The 17,030-nt window shown below is 62.2% G+C and carries 18 protein-coding genes; 16 read left to right on the top strand and 2 right to left on the bottom strand.

From position 1 onward, the window contains the following. The first annotated feature begins 58 nt into the window (after positions 1-58). The 6 genes from ispF to rpoS all read left to right on the top strand — a co-directional run bounded on the left by ispF (position 59) and on the right by rpoS (position 5,145). Positions 59-532 (top strand): 2-C-methyl-D-erythritol 2,4-cyclodiphosphate synthase, encoded by a 474-nt coding sequence (gene ispF / locus L6D64_RS25480; RefSeq protein WP_054885354.1) that lies wholly within the window; start codon positions 59-61, stop codon positions 530-532. Continuing rightward, on the top strand, positions 529-1,587 hold the full coding sequence (gene truD, locus L6D64_RS25475; RefSeq protein ID WP_176506545.1) for a tRNA pseudouridine(13) synthase TruD: 1,059 nt from the start codon (positions 529-531) through the stop codon (positions 1,585-1,587). Before ispF ends, truD begins: the two co-directional genes overlap by 4 nt. After that, positions 1,575-2,324 (top strand): 5'/3'-nucleotidase SurE, encoded by a 750-nt coding sequence (gene surE / locus L6D64_RS25470; RefSeq protein WP_110639791.1) that lies wholly within the window; start codon positions 1,575-1,577, stop codon positions 2,322-2,324. Before truD ends, surE begins: the two co-directional genes overlap by 13 nt. A gap of 41 nt (positions 2,325-2,365) precedes the next feature. Next, positions 2,366-3,004: a protein-L-isoaspartate(D-aspartate) O-methyltransferase gene (locus tag L6D64_RS25465; protein WP_176506620.1), complete on the top strand. Its 639-nt coding sequence runs from the start codon at positions 2,366-2,368 to the stop codon at positions 3,002-3,004. A 160-nt stretch (positions 3,005-3,164) separates the two neighbouring features. Beyond that, entirely contained in the window at positions 3,165-4,028 is an 864-nt protein-coding gene (locus tag L6D64_RS25460) for a peptidoglycan DD-metalloendopeptidase family protein (protein ID WP_176506619.1), read from the top strand. 109 nt (positions 4,029-4,137) lie between these two features. After that, on the top strand, positions 4,138-5,145 hold the full coding sequence (rpoS, locus tag L6D64_RS25455; RefSeq protein WP_016392283.1) for an RNA polymerase sigma factor RpoS: 1,008 nt from the start codon (positions 4,138-4,140) through the stop codon (positions 5,143-5,145). Positions 5,146-5,754: 609 nt separating this feature from the next. On the opposite strand, the gene fdxA is transcribed toward rpoS, so the two are convergent. Together fdxA and mutS are read right to left on the bottom strand one after the other, a co-directional pair. After that, positions 5,755-6,078 carry a ferredoxin FdxA gene (fdxA, locus tag L6D64_RS25450; RefSeq protein ID WP_176506544.1) on the bottom strand — a complete coding sequence of 108 codons (324 nt, stop codon included), beginning with the start codon at positions 6,076-6,078 and terminating at the stop codon, positions 5,755-5,757. Between the two features lie 140 nt (positions 6,079-6,218). Next, complete coding sequence (gene mutS, locus L6D64_RS25445) at positions 6,219-8,792, bottom strand: DNA mismatch repair protein MutS (protein ID WP_176506543.1); 2,574 nt, start codon at positions 8,790-8,792, stop codon at positions 6,219-6,221. Between the two features lie 163 nt (positions 8,793-8,955). Here mutS and L6D64_RS25440 point away from each other — a divergent pair, with 163 nt between their 5' ends. The 10 genes from L6D64_RS25440 (at position 8,956) to L6D64_RS25395 (ending at position 16,959) form a co-directional block, all read left to right on the top strand. Then, positions 8,956-10,023: a hypothetical protein gene (locus L6D64_RS25440; protein WP_176506618.1), complete on the top strand. Its 1,068-nt coding sequence runs from the start codon at positions 8,956-8,958 to the stop codon at positions 10,021-10,023. Between the two features lie 35 nt (positions 10,024-10,058). After that, positions 10,059-10,805 (top strand): LexA family transcriptional regulator, encoded by a 747-nt coding sequence (locus L6D64_RS25435; RefSeq protein WP_176506542.1) that lies wholly within the window; start codon positions 10,059-10,061, stop codon positions 10,803-10,805. A 480-nt stretch (positions 10,806-11,285) separates the two neighbouring features. Continuing rightward, positions 11,286-11,624, top strand: coding sequence for a phage holin family protein (locus L6D64_RS25430; RefSeq protein ID WP_060479503.1), 339 nt, complete (start codon positions 11,286-11,288; stop codon positions 11,622-11,624). An 11-nt stretch (positions 11,625-11,635) separates the two neighbouring features. Further along, the gene (locus L6D64_RS25425) at positions 11,636-12,133 is read left to right on the top strand and encodes a hypothetical protein (protein ID WP_176506541.1); all 498 of its coding nucleotides are present in this window, start codon (positions 11,636-11,638) and stop codon (positions 12,131-12,133) included. Beyond that, positions 12,130-12,690, top strand: coding sequence for a phage baseplate assembly protein V (locus L6D64_RS25420; RefSeq protein ID WP_176506540.1), 561 nt, complete (start codon positions 12,130-12,132; stop codon positions 12,688-12,690). Before L6D64_RS25425 ends, L6D64_RS25420 begins: the two co-directional genes overlap by 4 nt. A gap of 72 nt (positions 12,691-12,762) precedes the next feature. After that, positions 12,763-13,089: a GPW/gp25 family protein gene (locus tag L6D64_RS25415; protein WP_054885343.1), complete on the top strand. Its 327-nt coding sequence runs from the start codon at positions 12,763-12,765 to the stop codon at positions 13,087-13,089. Next, on the top strand, positions 13,086-13,967 hold the full coding sequence (locus L6D64_RS25410; protein ID WP_176506539.1) for a baseplate assembly protein: 882 nt from the start codon (positions 13,086-13,088) through the stop codon (positions 13,965-13,967). Before L6D64_RS25415 ends, L6D64_RS25410 begins: the two co-directional genes overlap by 4 nt. 1 nt (position 13,968) lies before the next feature. Next, positions 13,969-14,577, top strand: coding sequence for a phage tail protein I (locus L6D64_RS25405; RefSeq protein ID WP_176506538.1), 609 nt, complete (start codon positions 13,969-13,971; stop codon positions 14,575-14,577). After that, positions 14,570-16,546 (top strand): phage tail protein, encoded by a 1,977-nt coding sequence (locus L6D64_RS25400; protein WP_236192606.1) that lies wholly within the window; start codon positions 14,570-14,572, stop codon positions 16,544-16,546. Before L6D64_RS25405 ends, L6D64_RS25400 begins: the two co-directional genes overlap by 8 nt. Before the next feature lie 41 nt (positions 16,547-16,587). Next, the gene (locus L6D64_RS25395) at positions 16,588-16,959 is read left to right on the top strand and encodes a phage tail assembly chaperone (RefSeq protein WP_176506537.1); all 372 of its coding nucleotides are present in this window, start codon (positions 16,588-16,590) and stop codon (positions 16,957-16,959) included. Positions 16,960-17,030: the final 71 nt, after the last annotated feature.

Below are 17,030 nucleotides of genomic sequence, written 5' to 3'. Positions count from 1 at the left end.
GCCCAACCACCTGCAAAGCGGGTAGAATCACGCCCTGACTCAATCAGGGCGTTTTTCTATGCGTATTGGCCACGGCTACGATGTGCACCGTTTCTGCGACGGTGATTTCATTACCCTGGGTGGGGTGCGTATCCCTCACAAATACGGCCTCCTGGCCCATTCCGACGGTGATGTGCTGTTGCACGCCTTGAGCGATGCCTTGCTCGGTGCTGCGGCGCTGGGCGACATCGGCAAGCACTTCCCGGATACCGACCCCCAATTCAAGGGCGCCGACAGCCGCGTGTTGCTGCGTCATGTGGTCGCTATCGTCAAGGCCAAGGGCTGGAAGGTCGGCAATGTCGACGCCACCATCGTCGCCCAGGCGCCGAAAATGGCTCCGCATATCGAAACCATGCGCCAGTTGATTGCCGAAGACCTGCAGGTCGAACTCGACCAGGTCAACGTCAAGGCCACCACCACCGAGAAGCTGGGTTTCACCGGTCGCGAGGAGGGCATCGCTGTGCATGCGGTCGCCCTGCTGCTGCCAGCATGACCGAACTGGACCTGCTGGGCCCGCGCGCGTCGGGTGAATCATTGGGCAGCGCAGTGCTCAAAGCCGTCGCCGAAGACTTCCAGGTCGACGAGGTGCTGGACATACCGCTGTCCGGCCAGGGCGAGCACCTGTGGCTGTGGGTAGAGAAGCGTGACCTCAACACCGAAGAAGCCGCGCGCCGCCTGGCCCGTGCTGCTGGCGTACCGGTACGTGCCATCAGCTATGCCGGCCTCAAGGACCGCCAGGCCCTGACCCGCCAGTGGTTCAGCCTGCACCTGCCGGGCAAGGCCGACCCGGACCTGTCGCGTGCCGAAGACGACAGCCTGCGCGTATTGAAGCAAGTGCGCCACCAGCGCAAGCTGCAGCGCGGCGCTCATTCGGCGAACGGCTTCACCCTGCGCCTGACCGCCCTGGCAGCCGACCATCAGGCCCTTGATGCACGCCTGCAACAGCTCAGGGTGCAGGGCGTACCGAACTACTTTGGCAGCCAGCGTTTCGGCTACGGCGGTGGCAATGTCCACGATGCTCGGGACTGGGCATCGCGCAAGGCCCTGCCAGAGCAGCGCAACGTGCGTTCGCGCCTGCTTTCGGCAGCACGCAGCTACGTGTTCAACCAGGTGCTGGCGGCGCGAGTCGCCGATGGCAGCTGGCAGCGCGCTCAGGTCGGGGATCTGTTGGCGTTCACCGACAGCCGTAGTTTCTTTCCGGCGGGCGAGCAGGAATGTTCTGATCCTCGCCTGGGAATCCTTGATTTGCATCCCACCGGCCCGATGTGGGGTGAAGGGCCGTCGCCCGCAACCGGTGCGACTTTCGAGCTGGAAGCGGCGATCGGCGAGCAGCACCTGGCGCTATGCCAATGGCTGGCATATGCGGGCATGAGTCACGAACGGCGCATCCTGCGGCTCCCTATTGGCGGCCTGACGTGGCATTATCCCGAGCCTGATATCCTGCAACTGGAATTCGTCCTTCCGGCCGGATGCTTCGCCACCGTGGTGGTGCGCGAACTCGTCGATCTGGTGCCGGCAGGGCAGACGGACAGCCCATGCGTATTCTGATTTCGAATGACGACGGTGTTACGGCACCTGGCCTCGCCGCGCTCCACGGTGCGCTGGCGGATTATGCCGAGTGTGTGGTGATCGCCCCGGATCAAGACAAGAGCGGCGCCGGCAGTTCGCTGACGCTGGACCGGCCGCTGCACCCGCAGACCCTGGCCAACGGCTTCATCAGCCTCAACGGCACGCCGACCGACTGTGTGCACCTGGGGCTCAATGGGTTGTTGCCCGAGCCGGTTGATCTGGTGGTTTCGGGCATCAACCTGGGGGCCAACCTGGGTGATGACGTGATCTATTCCGGCACGGTGGCCGCCGCGCTGGAGGGCCGCTTCCTGGGCGGCACCTCGCTGGCGTTCTCGCTGTTGTCGCGCCAGCCCGACAACCTGCCGACGGCTGCCCACATCGCCCGGCGCCTGGTCGAGGCACTGCCGCGCCTGCAATTGCCGCCGCGCACCGTGCTCAACGTCAACATCCCCAATCTGCCGCTGGAGCACATCCGCGGCATCCAGCTCACCCGCCTCGGCCATCGGGCGCGGGCGGCGGCACCGACCAAGGTCGTCAACCCGCGCGGCAAGGAAGGCTACTGGATCGCCGTGGCCGGCGACGCCGAGGACGGCGGGCCTGGCACCGATTTCCATGCGGTCATGCAAGGCTATGTGTCGATTACGCCCTTGCAGCTGGACCGCACGTTCAACGATGCCTTCGAACAGCTCGACGGCTGGCTGGAGGGCCTGCTCTGATGCGTGAACAGGACGATCTGCAGCGCCGTGGCGGTATCGGCATGACCTCTCAGCGCACCCGCGAGCGGCTGATCCAGCGCCTCTACGAGGAAGGCGTGTCGAACGCTAAGGTGCTCGAGGTGATTCGCCGTACCCCGCGCCATCTGTTCGTCGACGAGGCGCTGGCGCATCGGGCATATGAAGACACGGCGCTGCCGATCGGGCACAACCAGACCATCTCCCAGCCGTTCATGGTGGCGCACATGAGCGAGCTGCTGCTGGAAGCCGGGCCGTTGGACAAGGTGCTGGAGATCGGCACCGGTTCCGGCTACCAGACCGCGATCCTTGCCCAACTGGTCGAGCGGGTGTTCTCGGTGGAACGGATCAAGGTGCTGCAGGATCGGGCCAAGGAGCGCCTGGTCGAACTCAACCTGCGTAACGTGGTGTTTCGCTGGGGGGATGGCTGTGACGGCTGGCAGGCGTTGGCGCCCTACAATGGCATCATCGTCACGGCGGTGGCGGCGGAAGTGCCGCAGGCGCTGCTCGATCAGCTGGCGCCGGGCGGGCGCATGGTGATCCCGGTAGGCCAGGCAGGTGAGGTGCAGCAGTTGATGCTGATCGTGCGCGAAGAGCACGGTTTCTCCCGTCGCGTCCTGGGCGCGGTCCGGTTCGTGCCGCTGCTCAACGGCCCGCTGGCCTGAAGCGCCGGGAATATTTGCAGCAGCAACGAATTCTTGCGGCACGGCCCTGTCTATCTGGCGGGGCCAGAGCCCTGCCAATGCCGTGTGGCTTGGTTATAATTGCAACAATATTGCATTTCTTTTCGTCTTATCGATTTTCGGCACCATGAGGGGAGCGCGGGTGGGGCACACAGTCATTCGGCAGCGCAAGGATCGGTCGGCTTTCAAGCTTCTGCTGATTGCACTGGCCATGGGCACCTTGCTGACAGGTTGCTCCAGCACCAGCAGCAGTTCCAGCGGTGCGCGCGTGGTCGATCGAAACGCTGCAGCGCCCAAGCGGCCGGCAGTGACGTCGGGGCAGTACGTCGTCAAGCCTGGCGATACGCTGTTCTCCATCGCCTTCCGCTATGGTTGGGACTACAAGGAGCTGGCGGCACGTAACGGCATTGCTGCGCCTTACACCATTCGCCCGGGCCAGGCCATTCGTTTCAGCAGTGGCGCCTCCGGCAGCAGTACCGTGGTCTCCAGCCCGTCCTCATCGAGCCGGACAACGGTCATTCGTCGCCCTGCCGGGACACCTGTCAGCCCCGCCGGGAACGGCGGAAAGTCGACGCCAACAACCCCCGCCACGCCTGCTCCGGTGGTTACCACGGTGCCCGCCGCAGAGCGTGCGGTGGGGAACTGGACGTGGCCAGCCAATGGCGTGCTGATTGGAAAATTCGCTTCAAACGGTAGTTTGAATAAAGGCATTGATATCGCCGGTGATTTGGGACAGCCTGTTTTTGCTGCGTCTGATGGTACGGTGGTCTACGCCGGGAGTGGCTTGAGGGGCTACGGCGAACTGATCATCATCAAGCACAGCGACACCTACGTCAGTGCCTACGGTCACAACCGCAGGCTGTTGGTTCGGGAGGGGCAGCAGGTCAAAGCAGGGCAGTCGATTGCTGAAATGGGGTCTACGGGCACAGATCGGGTGAAGCTGCATTTCGAGATTCGCCGCCAGGGCAAACCCGTCGATCCGCTCCAGTTCCTGCCACGCCGTTGATCGTTGTACCCCGGCCTGTTCCTTGGATGTAGAGGGGACAGGCTCCTGCGATGCCAGGGAGACAGGCGCCGCAAGAGTCTGAGTTCGAACTCAGCAAAGGACTATAACAATGGCTCTCAGTAAAGAAGCGCCGGAGTTTGACATCGACGATGACGTCCTCCTCATGGAGACGGGCATCGTTTTGGAAACGGATGTGGTGTCAGACGAACCTGCTGTACCTTCGGTTCGGACCAGAGCGAAATCGGGCTCTTCGCTCAAGCAACACAAGTACATCGATTACAGCCGGGCGCTCGATGCCACCCAGCTGTATCTCAACGAGATCGGATTCTCGCCTCTGCTTTCGCCGGAAGAAGAAGTGCACTTTGCGCGCCTGTCGCAAAAGGGTGACCCTGCCGGCCGCAAGCGCATGATCGAAAGCAACCTGCGCCTCGTGGTGAAAATCGCCCGCCGTTACGTCAACCGTGGCCTGTCACTGCTCGACCTGATCGAGGAGGGCAACCTGGGCCTGATCCGCGCGGTGGAGAAGTTCGACCCGGAGCGGGGCTTCCGCTTTTCGACCTACGCGACCTGGTGGATCCGCCAGACCATCGAGCGGGCGATCATGAACCAGACCCGCACCATCCGCCTGCCGATCCACGTGGTCAAGGAGCTCAACGTCTACCTGCGTGCCGCGCGGGAACTGACCCAGAAGCTCGACCACGAGCCTTCGCCTGAAGAAATCGCCACTCTGCTGGAAAAGCCGGTCGCCGAGGTCAAGCGCATGCTGGGCCTGAACGAGCGGGTGTCCTCGGTGGACGTGTCGCTCGGCCCGGACTCGGACAAGACCCTGCTCGATACGCTGACCGACGACCGCCCGACCGATCCATGCGAATTGCTGCAGGATGACGACCTGTCGCAAAGCATCGATCAGTGGTTGGGTGAGCTGACCGACAAGCAGCGTGAGGTGGTGGTACGCCGCTTCGGCCTGCGTGGGCATGAGAGCAGCACCCTCGAAGATGTTGGCCTGGAGATCGGCCTGACCCGCGAACGCGTGCGGCAGATTCAGGTGGAAGGGCTTAAGCGCCTGCGGGAGATCCTTGAGAAGAACGGGTTGTCCAGCGAGTCGCTGTTCCAGTAAGACAGGTTTCACCGCATCTGAAGCGCCCCGATCACCTCGGGGCGTTTTTGTATTCAAGATTGAACCAGCCTGTTCCGGCCTCTTCGCGGGTAAACCCGCTCCCACTGGTTTTGCACAGTCTTCAGGTCTCGCACTCCCTTTGGGAAGCGGGTTTACCTGTGAAGCTCTAGGAACAGGCTGGCAGTAATCCGGAGCCGAGCAATATGTACGGCGCTACCCTTGATGCATGGCGTGTAAGCCTTTGCTTACTCTTTATGTAAGCCATCAGTGAAACTACCAGTAGATGAAAGCCGCTTTCAGATTAGATTTTTTCGTAACCATCTGAAAGTGATGAATTTTTTGTCTATGTGGAAATGTGTCCCCAGTAACATCCTGAGATATCTGGCAGTTGCCCGGCTTGGGGAACTCGCTAGTATTCGAACTGTGCACATGGACATGCACAGGCTTTCAGGGAGAAGGCCAGGGACATCGCAAGAAGCGATTTCATCAGGATGATGTTTGGGACAAGCAGGGACTACGGAAAAAATGTGGGCGGGTCAAACCGCCCCTTTTTTTTGCCCGCAGAAAATGAAAAAAGGCCCGTTGCGGGCCTTTTTCGTGTCCGGGCGCTTAGCGCTCCAGATCGGCAATCTTGCCAGGCTTGCCATCCCATTCTTCTGCGTCGGGCAGGGCGTCCTTACGCTCGGTGATGTTTGGCCAGATTTCTGCCAGCTCGGCGTTGAGCTCGATGAAGTTTTCCATGCCTGCGGGGATCTCGTCTTCAGAGAAGATCGCCTGGGCCGGGCATTCAGGCTCGCACAGTGCACAGTCGATGCACTCGTCCGGGTGAATCACCAGGAAGTTCGGGCCTTCGTAGAAGCAGTCCACCGGACAGACTTCCACGCAGTCGGTGTATTTGCATTTGATGCAGTTGTCGGTGACGACGAAGGTCATTTCTAGTTCTCTCCTCAGGCGACGGCGGCGGCCCTTCCTCTCAGGGCCGCGCGGTTTACGGGCATGTGGCTGCAGGCCAGGCTAATAGCCTGCAGCACCAGCAAACCGCGGCGGATTCTACCAGCTTGTAGTGGGCGCCGTTATAACAGGTTCTTTAGTTGATATAGCGTTTCGATAGCTTGACGCGGGGTCATGTCGTCCAGGTCCAGCTTGCCCAGCTTCTCGATGGCCGGGTGTGGCAGGCTGGCGAACAGGTCGCTCTGGTGTGGGACTTGCGGCTCGTCCTTGGCCTTTTTGCTCAGCGGGGCTTCATGGGGCAGGCTGGTGGTTTCCAGCCGGCCCAAATGCTCGCGTGCGCGCAGGATCACTGGCGCCGGCACGCCCGCCAGCTGCGCCACGGCCAGGCCGTAGCTCTGACTGGCCGGGCCAGGCAGCACGTGGTGCAGGAAGACGATACGCTCGTTGTGCTCGGTGGCATTCAGGTGCACGTTGGCCACCAGCGGTTCACTCTCCGGCAGCACGGTCAGCTCGAAGTAGTGGGTGGCGAACAGGGTGTAGGCACGCAGCTCGGCCAGGCGCTCGGCTGCAGCCCAGGCCAGTGACAGGCCGTCGAAAGTGCTGGTGCCGCGGCCGACTTCGTCCATCAGCACCAGGCTGCGGTCGGTGGCGTTGTGCAGGATGTTGGCGGTTTCGCTCATCTCGACCATGAACGTCGAACGGCCACCGGCCAGGTCGTCGCTGGAGCCGATACGGGTGAAAATGCGATCGACCAGTGACAGCTCGCAGCGGGCGGCCGGAACGAAACTGCCGATGTGCGCCATCAGCACGATCAGGGCGGTCTGGCGCATGTAGGTGGACTTACCACCCATGTTCGGGCCGGTGATGATCAACATGCGCGTGCTGTTGTCCAGGCTCAGGTCGTTGGCCACGAACGGCGTGGTCAGCACCTGCTCGACCACCGGGTGGCGGCCTTGCTCGATGCGCAGGCACGGCTCGTCGGTGAAGCGCGGGCAGTTCAGGTCGAGGTTCAGCGCACGTTCGGCAAGGTTGCTCAGCACGTCGACTTCGGCCAGCGCGGCGGCGCTGTCCTGCAGTGGAGCCAGGTGGCTGATCAGGGTTTCCAGCAGCGCGTCGTAGAGCATCTTTTCGCGCGCCAGGGCACGGCTCTTGGCCGATAGCGCCTTGTCCTCGAAGGCCTTGAGTTCGGGCGTGATGAAACGCTCGGCGCCTTTGAGGGTCTGGCGGCGGATGTAGTCGCCCGGTGCCTGCTCGGCCTGCTTGGTCGGCAGCTCGATGAAGTAGCCGTGCACACGGTTGTAGCCGACCTTGAGGTTGGCAAGGCCGGTGCGAGCCTTCTCGCGGGTTTCCAGGTCGATGAGGAATTGCCCGGCGTTCTCGCTGATCGCCAGCAGCTCGTCCAGCTCGCTGTCGTAGCCGGCCTTGAGCACGCCTCCATCACGGATGACCGCTGGCGGGTTGTCGATGATCGCACGTTCCAGCAGGCTGGCCAGCTCCGGGTAGGTGCCGGTGATGGCGGCCAGGCGTGCCAGGTGCGGTGCTTCCAGTTCGCTCATGGCGTTCTGCAGCTCGGGCAAGGCACCGAGAGCATCGCGCAGGCGCGCCAGGTCTCGCGGTCGGGCATTGCGCAGGCCGATACGGGCGAGGATGCGCTCGATATCGCCGATTTCCTTGAGCTGCGGCTGCAGCTTTTCGAAGCGGTAGCCGTCGAGCAGGCAGCGGATCGAGTCCTGGCGTGCCTGCAGCACTTTGAGGTCGCGCAGCGGGCGGTTCAGCCAGCGCGTCAAGAGGCGGCTGGCCATGGCGGTCTGGCAGCGGTCGATCACCGATTGCAGGGTGTTGTCGCGGCCACCGGCCAGGTTGATGTCCAGCTCCAGGTTGCGGCGGCTGGCGCCGTCGAGGATCACCGTGTCGTCCAGGCGCTCGTGGCGCAGGCTGCGCAGGTGCGGCAGGGCCGTGCGCTGGGTTTCCTTGGCGTAGGTCAACAGGCAACCGGCGGCACCGATGGCCAGGGTCAGTTTGTCACAGCCAAAGCCCTTGAGGTCCTTGGTCGCGAACTGCTGGCACAAGGCTTTGCGCGCCGAATCGCGGTCGAAGTCCCACGGCGCGCGCCGACGGGCGCCCGGGCGTTTCTCGGCGGGCAGGTCGCGTGGCCAGTCGTCGGGGATCAGCAGCTCTACCGGGTTCAGGCGCTCGAGCTCGGCCAGCAGGTTTTCCCAACCTTTGATCTCCTGGACGCTGAAGTTGCCGCTGGTGATGTCCAGTACCGCCAGGCCGAACAGGCGTTCGTCGCCGAGCAGGGCGGCAATCAGGTTGTCGCGGCGCTCGTCGAGCAGGGCCTCGTCACTGACCGTGCCGGGGGTGATGATGCGCACCACCTGGCGTTCCACCGGGCCCTTGCTGGTGGCCGGGTCGCCGATCTGCTCGCAGATCACCACCGACTCGCCAAGCTTGACCAGCTTGGCCAGATAGCCCTCCAGCGAATGGAACGGAATCCCGCACATGGGGATCGACTGGCCGGCCGACTGACCGCGCGCGGTCAGGGTGATGTCCAGCAGCTTCGCGGCTTTCTTCGCATCTTCGTAGAAGATCTCGTAGAAGTCGCCCATGCGGTAGAACATCAGCTGGTCCGGGTGCTGGTTTTTCAGCTTCCAGTACTGCTGCATCATCGGTGTGTGTGCGGAAAGATCAGACATTCGGGGCCTTACAGCGGGTGATCTGGTTGGCGATTGTGAAACCGGCAATGGTACAGGCTTTTTTGCCGAGTTGCAGGCGAGGCGCGCGGCAAGCAGTGTGGTTAAGCGCCGCGCACTTCTCTACAATGCCCCCCCTTTGCAGCGCGATCCCCCGAATTTCACGATGAATGTTTCCAGCACGGTCTCTTTTGCCAAACAGCAGCTGATCTACCTACTTTATGGTGAGCGGCGGATCTACCAGCTGGAGGCGAAGCTGAGCATCCTCACCGCGCTGGCGCGCAGCAAGCCTGGGGAACTGCCGACCATTCGCGTGCTGACCGACCAGCCGCAGGCCTTCGATGGCTGGCCCGTGGAAGTGATCGTTCTTGAGGCGGAACAGCTCCAGGCCTGGAGTGGCGACGGTGGCTATATTCACCGCCGCAAGGCATGCGCAATCGCCCATGCTGCGCCGTGGGCAGACAAGACCATCTTCATCGATACCGATACCGTGTTCCTGCAGTCACCGCTGCAGTTGTTCCAGCAGGTTGATGCGCGCCAGTTCCTGGTGGATGAAATCGAGATGAGCTGGGTAGAGGCTTCACGCGCCAACTACTACGCAGGTTTCACCCAGGCGCTGACCGACTGCGGGGACGCGCCGGCGAGCGACTTGCGGCTTTGTAACAGCGGAGTACTGGGCTTTTCCCTGGAAAACGCCGGTATCGCCGAGCGTGCCGTGCATCGCATAGACGCCTGGACGCCTTATGCTGCTACCCTGCATACCATCGAGCAGATCGCCTTTTCATTCGAGCTGCATGGCAAGCAGATCAACCAGGCGCGGGGCGTCATCAGCCACTACTTCGCGATGAAGCCGTTTATTCATGCCGTTCTGGAGGTCTTCTTCGCGCGGTATGGTGATCGCTTCGATGCGCGCATGCTCGAGCTGGCGTTGCAGGTGCCGGTGCAAAGGCCAGAACCCTCGTGGTTCGATCGCCTTACCGCCAAGTGGAGCCTCAAGCGGCTGCCGCCGGAAATGCGTGGCATCGGCCGCAAGCTGCTGTACGGCAGTTTCATCGGCAACGACGAGTATCAACAGGCATGCAAGGTGATCTGGTGGCGCTCGGCGGTCGAGGACATGCGCCGGCAGGGTGGTTGCGACTGGTCGAACGGTTGGCCCAGGGGCCTGCCGCGTCTGCCAGAGGCCGACGAACAAGTGGTCATGGCAATGGCTCGTGAAAGCCTCGAGGTGTGCTGAACGCTGCATTGCATTCGCTGCCTTATGCCTGCATTATGCACGCTATGCAAAAACGCAACGTAGCCTCCGTACTCAGAGAACTGCTCGACCGCCACGGCCTGTCCCCGACGGAGCTGTACCGGCGCACGGGTGTCCCTCAATCCACCTTGTCGCGGATTCTCGGCGGCAAGATCGTCGACCCTTCCGACAAGCACGTGTCGAAGATCGCCGAATACTTCGGCGTGAGCACCGAACAGTTGCGCGGGCGTGCCGAGCTTGGCGAGTCGCGCGAAGCCGCGCTGCCGGCCCATGGCCACGCGGACCTCAGCGACATCAGCCTGTGGGACGATGAAACCCCCGTCGAGGATGACGAGGTGTCGGTACCTTTCCTTCGTGAGGTCGAATTGGCAGCAGGATCAGGAAGATTCGTCATCGAAGAGAGCGAGCGTGCGCGGCTACGTTTCGGCAAGCGCAGCCTGCGTCACAATGGCGTGCAGTTCGACCAGGCCAAGTGTGTGACCGTGCGTGGCAACAGCATGCTGCCTGTGCTGCGGGACGGTGCGACGGTCGGGGTGAATACCGGTAAATGTTCGATTGGCGACATCATCGATGGTGACCTCTACGCCATCAACCACAATGGCCAGCTGCGGGTGAAGCAGGTATACCGCCTGCCTACCGGCATCCGCCTGCGCAGTTTCAATCGCGATGAGCACCCCGACGAGGATTACAGCTTCCAGCAGATGCAGGACGAGCAGATCAGCCTGCTTGGGCATGTATTCTGGTGGGGCATGTTCGCTCGCTGACAGCCTCACGGCTAAACAAACCCGCTTCGGCGGGTTTTTTTTCGCCTGCAGAAAAGCCCTACAAACCATGCCGCGCATGGCTTGCATGCATATCAGCAAAAATAAGTGCATAGAAAAGTGAAGAAATGCATTGACTGCATATGCGTGAATGCATAGCCTGTGTCTCAAGCCGGACGGAAACCGGTTGTTACACAGGCAGCGATGGACAGGCCTCAACTGTCCAGAGGGTTGGCAACTGGCCCGGGTGTGCAGCGTAAAGCACCACGAACAGTTATCCGGCGGGCAGGTGGCCGCGGTCGGAGTCACCAATTTGTAGCGCAACCGCGCGGCGTCACCAGTCGTGGCCGCCGGTTCGACAACGCATTACTGAAAGGCCTGGCGAGCCGGGCCTTTTGGAATGCCGAGGCTTTTGAAAGAGACAGAGTACCCACAACCCGCCTGCTGGCCCCCGCCAACAGGCATTACACAGGAGACAGGACAGTGACGAACGAGCAACAAGCGTTGCTGGAAATGCCGCTCTGGCTGGTAATCGTCCTGGCATTGCTGGGGGGCCTCAGCGGTGAGATGTGGCGGGCTGACAAGGCCGGAGCCACGGGCTGGTCGCTGCTGCGACGGCTGGCGCTGCGCTCCGGGGCCTGCATGGTCTGCGGCGTGTCGACGGTGATGCTGCTGTATGCCGGTGGCCTGTCGATCTGGGCGGCCAGTGCATTTGGCTGCATGACTGCGGTTGGCGGCGCCGATGTCGCCATGCGCCTTTACGAACGCTGGGCGATCCGGCGCCTGGGCTTGCGCGACAGTACCCAGGCCGACGAGCGATAAGGAGAATATGCATGAGCGAACTGGCCACTTTGCATGCGGCCGTGACCGCAACCATTCGTGAGGCGATGCCGGAACTGGCATCGGTAGATGCCTATACGTTTGTAGGAAATGCCCCTGAGCGCCCCGCGCTGCGCCACGGCATCGTGCAAATGACGGCAGATGCAGCACCGCGCGATGGCCGCTCGGTGTTGATTGCCACCTTCGAGGCCGACATCACCGCCGACAGCGCCAACCCGCAAGCGCGCCTGCAGGGCAGCCTGCTCGCCGCACAACTGATGGACCTGCTGCGCCAGCAGCATTGGGCACTGGACTTCGTCGAGGCCAGCCGCAACGTGCAGGCGCAGTTCGAGGGCAGCGCCTGGACCGTGCGCTGGGACCAGCCGGTGCTGCTCGGCGAGGCCCGCTGGAACTGGCCGGACCAGCCTCCCGGTAGCCTGGTGCTGGGTTTCGCGCCGGAAATCGGCGTGGGTCATGAAGCGCAGTACATCGCCCCCGAGGAGCTGTCATGAGCTATGTCAGCGCCATGCATGACCGCATGCTGGCCTGCCTGGTCATCCCTTGCCGGGTGGTGGCGGTTGACCTTGCCGCCGCCCGGGTGCGGGTGTCGGACGGCAGCGGCTGGACCAGCGCCTGGCTGCGCTGGCACGCCCAGGCGGCCGGCCAGGCGCGGCACTGGCGAGCCCCCAGCCTGGGCGAGCAGGGCGTATTGCTCAGCCCTAGCGGCGAGCCGGCCCAGGGCACCTTCCTGGCAGGGCTGTATGGCAATGCCGGCAGTGCGCCGGATACCCGCGCGCATGTCGAGGTCTGGCGTTTTCCCGATGGCGGTTCGCTCAGCTACGACTGGCAGGCCAGCCACTACGACATCGAGCTACCTGGTGGCAGCGCGACGATCAAGGTCGGCGCCAGCACCGTGCAGGTCAGCGAAGCGGCGATCAGCCTGCAGGCGGCAGCGATACATCTCACAGGCAATGTCACGGTCGACGGCCCACTGCAGGTGAGCGGCGACATCAATGGCGGTGGGCGGATCATCGACACCGCCGGCAACACGGCCAACCACAAACACTGAATCAAGCCCGCGCATGCGGGCTTTTTCATAACAGGAGAATGCCATGCATACCCATGAACAGGGCGGTGCACCATGATCGGCATGGACCGCCGCACCGGCCAGCCGCTGGCCGGCATCGATCATTTGCGCCAGTCCATTGAAGACATCCTGACCACGCCGCTGGGCAGTCGGCGCATGCGCCCTGAATACGGCAGCCAGCTGCGGCGTTTCGTCGACTTGCCGGTCAACGAGGGCTGGAAGAGTGCCGTGCAGGCCGAAGTGGCTCGCGCACTGGGCCGTTGGGAGCCCCGTTTGCAACTGGATCGGGTCAAGGTCGTCGCCGTGCTCGATGGCCAGGTCAGCCTGGCCTTGAAGGGTCGCTACCTGGGCGATGAAGCGTTGCTGGAGGTGCGCGTATGAGCCAGGTCGACCTGTCACAACTGCCAGCTCCGCAGCTGTTGGAGGACCTCGACTACGAAGCCCTCTATCAGGCCGATCTGCAGACCTTTCGCGAATACCTGGGCGACGGCTGGACCGCCAGCCTGGAGAGCGATCCGGTCACCAAACTGCTCGAGGTCGGCGCCTATCGCAAGCTGCTCAACCGGGCCCGCATCAACGACGCTGCCAAGGCGTTGCTGTTGGCCTACGCCCAAGGCAGTGATCTGGACCAACTGGCGGCCAATGTCAGCCTGCAGCGCCTGGTGATCCAGGCCGAGGACCTGGCCAGCGTGCCGCCCGTCGAAGCTTTGCTGGAATCCGACGATGCCCTGCGTGAGCGGGTACAACTGGTCTACGAAGGCCTGACCACGGCCGGCCCACGCAACAGTTACATCCTGCACGCCCGCAACGCTTCGGGGCAGGTGGCTGACGCCACCGCCGAAAGCCCGTCGCCGGCGGTGGTGGATGTCACCGTGTTGGGGCTGGAGGGCAATGGCCAGGCCAGTGCCGAGCTGCTGGCGCAGGTGGCCACCTACCTCAATGACGATGACATCCGCCCGGTCGCCGATCGGGTCAATGTGCGCAGCGCCGAAATCCTGCCTTATCGCATCGATGCGGTGCTGTACCTGGCCGACAGCGGTCCTGAGTACGAGGCGATCCTCACCGAGTGCCAGCGCCGTCTCGAGGCCTGGATCAATCCACGGCGTCGCCTGGGCGTGGAAGTGGCGCGCTCGGGCATCGATGCCCAGCTGCATATCGACGGTGTCAGCCGGGTCGAGCTGGGCGGTTGGGCCGACATCCGCCCGAGCAAGGCGCAGGCGGCCTGGTGCACGGGCTACACCCTCAAGCGGGGTGGCTGACATGCAGAGCCTGTTGCCGCTCAATCGCACAGCGCTGGAGCGGGCCATCGAAGTGGCGGCCGATGAGGACCTGAGAGTCAGCCTGCGCCGTCTCTACAGCCCGGACAGTTGCCCCGCGCACCTGCTGTATCACCTGGCCTGGGCCTGGTCGGTGGACCGCTGGGAAGACAGTTGGAGCGACGAGATCAAGCGTTCGGTGATCCGCGCTGCGTTCTTCGTTCACGCCCACAAAGGCACCCTCGGCGCGCTCAGGCGGGTGGTGGAACCGTTCGGTTACCTGATCGAGGTGGAGGAGTGGTGGCAAGCCACGCCCCCCGCACCAGCGGGGACCTTTGCCCTGAAGATCGGCGTTTCCGATGCGGGCATCAGTGAAAGCACCTACCAGGAACTGTCATCGCTGATCGATGACGCGCGGCCCGTCAGCCGCCACCTGACCGGGTTGGTGATCAGCCTCGAAAGCCGGGGCGCCCTTCATGTCGGCTGCGCTATCCAGGACGGTGACGAACTGGACATCTACCCGCCGACGCCACGTGACATCGAGATCACCGGCGTCGTTGGACGAGGCGGCCGCGAACATACAATCGATACCTTGGACATTGCACATGGTTGACCAGAGTTCTCAGTTCTACGCCATCCTCACCAATGTGGGCGCGGCGAAACAGGCCAATGCCGATGCCTTGGGCATTGCCTGGACAATCACCCAGATGGGCGTAGGCGACGCCAACGGCACCGACCCCACCCCCAACGCCACCCAGACCAGCCTGATCAACGAATGGCGCCGCGCGCCGTTGAACCAGCTGAAGGTGGATGACAAGAACAGCGCGATCATCATTGCCGAGCAGGTCATTCCGGCGGATGTCGGTGGCAAGTGGATCCGCGAGATCGCGCTTTATGATGCCGATGGCGACATGGTCGCCGTGGCCAACTGTGCGCCGACCTATAAACCGTTGCTGAGCCAGGGCTCGGGACGTACCCAGGTGGTGCGGATGAACCTGGTGGTGAGCAGTGCCAGTAATGTGCAACTGAAGATTGATCCGGCGGTGGTGCTGGCTACTCGGGAATGGGTGACCGAAGAGTTGGCGAAGCAGGATTTCAAGCATTCGGTGCTGGCTGCAACCACAGCAAATATCAATTTGAGTGGTTTACAGACTATAGATGGCGTAGCGCTTGTCGCGGGAGCGCGAGTCTTGGTCAAGAACCAGACGGCTGCTAAGGACAATGGCATCTATCTGGCTGCTGCGGGGGGGTGGAGTCGCAGCAGCGACGCTGACACCGATGCAAAAGTGACCCCTGGACTTTTGATATTGGTGGAGAGGGGGGAAGCCAATAGCGACAGCGCCTGGCAGCTAGTCAGCGACGGGCCGATTACATTGGGTGTCAGTGCCCAGCAGTACGAAATGGCATTCGGGCGCAGCGGAATTTCGGCGGGCACTTATCGCAGTGTGACGGTCGATAAGTATGGTCGTGTGTTTGCTGCGACTAATCCAAGCACGGTAGCAGCTTACGGCCTCACAGATGTTCTAACGACCTCTCAAGTTAACAGCGCGCTTAGTCTCAAGGCTAATCTGGCCAGTCCGGTGTTTACGGGACTTCCCCGCGCTCCAACCGCTGCTCGGGATGACAATAGTACTCAATTGGCTACAACGGAGTTCGTCAGGCAGCTGGGTTTTAACTTGCCAGGCCCTGCAGTCGGATTATCTAACGGGCAAACCTTGAGTCAGGCGCATACTGGCAAGTATTGCACCATGTCCGGAGTAGGGAGTTGGGAAGGAACCTTAAATCTTCCCGATTCGGGAGTAACAAGCGGGTCGATTTTCATTGTGTCGGTAGGCTCCGGTAATGGAACGCTGACGATAAATGCGCCTCGCTCTGGCAAAGGGTATGTTGCCGTTGGTTCAACGTCTTATGCGGCGGTGACCGTTACGCATCTCGACCCGCCATTGATCTTGGCGTGTCTTTCCGATGGTATCTACGGGGTCGTTGCGGGCGGAGCAACAAGTGCTACCAGCGCTAACTTTCCTTTTCGCGGTCGCGCGCTCTATGCCAAGGCAGGTACTTACCAATGGAAAGTACCTGCCAATGTAACTCGAGTGCTCGTCGATCTACGCGGGGGGGGAGGTAGCGGTGCGTTCGGGCCAGTTGAGACTGGCGCGGGCGGCGGTGGTGGCGGAGGAATCTGCAGCCGCATCTGCGCTGTTACCCCTGGAGAAAGCATCACTGTAACGGTGGGTGCAGGCGGCAAAGCCGTAAATGTCGTAAATACGGCTGGCTCATGGGGAGGTACCTCGTCGTTCGGTTCGTTCTGTTCCGCAACCGGGGGAGAGGGGGGAACGCTATTTAACGGTGCTGGCGGCGGCATGGGGGTTGGTGGAGACTTCAATGCCTCCTTGGGGGCAGGCTCCCCGCCGGTACGCAACACTAACAACTCTGGTGCGTGGGGCGGGCCTGGCGGCGGTGGGGAATCAATTTATGCCGGTTCTGACAGTTCCACACCGACACAGCCGGGCATGGGCGGCGGCGGTCGTACGGTTATTAGTTCGCAGTCGGGCGCCGATGGCTGCGTAGTCATTACTTACTGAAGAGAATTGATATGTGGGCACGAATTGCAAACGGTCGGGTAATGGAAATTACCGATATTGATCCGCTCGACCGCTATCATTCCGAGCTAGTCTGGGAAAAGTGTTCGATTGAGACGAGACCCGGTTGGAACGTTGTCGAGGGCGGATTTGCTCCACCCTCGGGCACGACTGAAGGTGAGTTGGTTCAAGCTGTGCGCATGTGGCGCGACTATCAACTGCAAACTAGCGAGTGGCTGGTAATGCGTCATCGTGACGAGCTGGCAATGAGTATCAACAGCTCGCTGTCATCGGCGCAATACAGTGAACTACTCGCCTATCGACAGAGCCTCCGTGATTGGCCAACTTCTTCAATGTTTCCTGATTCCTCATCGAGACCAGAGCCACCGGTTTGGCTAGTTCAACAAGCTCAGTAAAGCCCCGTCTCCCCGGGGCTTTTTTTCTATCTGCAAGTTTTCTACCCGGCCCTGCACCCGCAGGGCCTTTT

This window comes from Pseudomonas urethralis (assembly GCF_021602465.1).
Classification (GTDB): domain Bacteria; phylum Pseudomonadota; class Gammaproteobacteria; order Pseudomonadales; family Pseudomonadaceae; genus Aquipseudomonas; species Aquipseudomonas vlassakiae.
Note: the sequence above shows the minus strand (reverse complement) of the source record. Positions and strands in the feature narration are given on the sequence as shown.